This is a genomic window from Luteibacter sp. P4_E6, assembly GCF_056401535.1.
On the sequence record NZ_JBFUJE010000774.1, the window covers coordinates 1 to 1,413 of the forward strand.

2 protein-coding genes are annotated in these 1,413 nt (G+C 62.5%); both read left to right on the forward strand.

Annotation, left to right across the window (positions count from 1 at the left end):
* Nucleotides 1-404: hypothetical protein (locus tag AC1DT2_RS23370; protein ID WP_477299066.1), on the forward strand; the 404-nt coding region annotated here is incomplete at its 5' end.
* 236 nt (nt 405-640) lie between these two features.
* Nucleotides 641-1,413 (forward strand): tetratricopeptide repeat protein (locus AC1DT2_RS23375; RefSeq protein WP_477299067.1); only part of this gene is annotated, 773 nt, incomplete at its 3' end.

The following is a 1,413-nucleotide window of genomic DNA, read 5'->3' on the forward strand; positions in this document are numbered from 1 at the left end:
GGCTACACATGCATACCGGCGGAACTGTGAATAACCGGCCTCCGAGTTTCTCGGACGACGTATTGCGCGACGATCTTCTGATGCAGCAAGGACAGGGAGTCGTCGGCATGCTTGTCCAGATCACAAGCTCGCAGGCCCGTCTTGAGCAACGCATCGCCGGCGTGAGCACTGACATCACTGATCTCAAAGCCACTGTCGCGAATGTGAGTGTCGACGTGAAAGATCTCATGCAATGGAAAAACAGGCTGTGGGGCATGGTGATCGTCCTTGGCGGAATCGCCGCCGGGACCGGAGGGATCTGGACCCTTGTCGATAAGCACATCGTGTGGACTTCCGGAGTGCCGGCTAACGTGACGCCTACCGCACCCGCGGCTCAAAATAGAGTCAACGCAGGAGCTCAATGAGAGACGAGTGCGACTACCTGTAGGAAGTCCCGAGGGCTTGTCCGAAATCGACGCTACCGACCGTCTCGGTCACCCGGAGGCGGCGCACACGGTGATAACTCGTCTCACCGTGTGGGAGCAGGGTACCGGCGCTACGTTACCCACGAAGAAATCCACGCTGAACAGCATTTTCTTGCGGCTCGCAAACTCTCGACGGACGCATGACACTAAGCGTCTTCCTGAGCTCCGAGAACGTCATGCATAAGCCGATTCTCACGTTAGTCCTGTTGGCCCTCACGTCCGTCGCGGCAAGCGCTGAAGACACCCCGAAGGACATCCAGGCGTTGATCGCCCGCGGTGACTACTCCGGTGCGGAAACCGCGCTGCGCCAGACGATTTCCGAGCATCCGACGAGCGCCAAGGCTCACTACATCCTCGCCGAAGTCCTTGCCCATGAAGGCAATATCGGAGAAGCGAAGACCGAGGCGACCAAGGCGGCGACCCTGGACCCGGCGACCAAGTTCACGGACCCGGCCAAGTTCCAGCACTTCCAGCACGAGCTGGATGCCGCGCTCGCGCCGCCTTCCGCCCGGCCCGCGGCGGTGGCTCCCGCGCGTTTCACTGAGCCCCAGCCGGCTGCCCGTACCGAAGCTGGTGGCCAGTCGCACATGACGGGCTGGCTGATCGGGGGTGTGATCCTCGTCCTCATTATTTTCTTCCTGATGCGCYGCCGGCAGAATCCGAACAACCAGTTCGGCAACGGCTATTCGCCGGCGCCGCCCATGAACGGTGGTCAGCCTTATGGCGGGAATCCCGGCTATGGCAATCCGGGCTATGCGCCGCCGCCGTCTTCGGGCGTAGGCACGGCCGTCGCGGCCGGCCTGGGTGGCCTGGCCGCCGGTGCGCTTCTCGATGAGGCACTGCGTTCCCATCGCGATGGTGACGAAACGCGCAACGCAGGCGCGAGCGGCTTCGGCAATCTGGGCCCGGATTCGTCGTCGCAGCCGGATCCTTCTGCGCAGGCGTACGA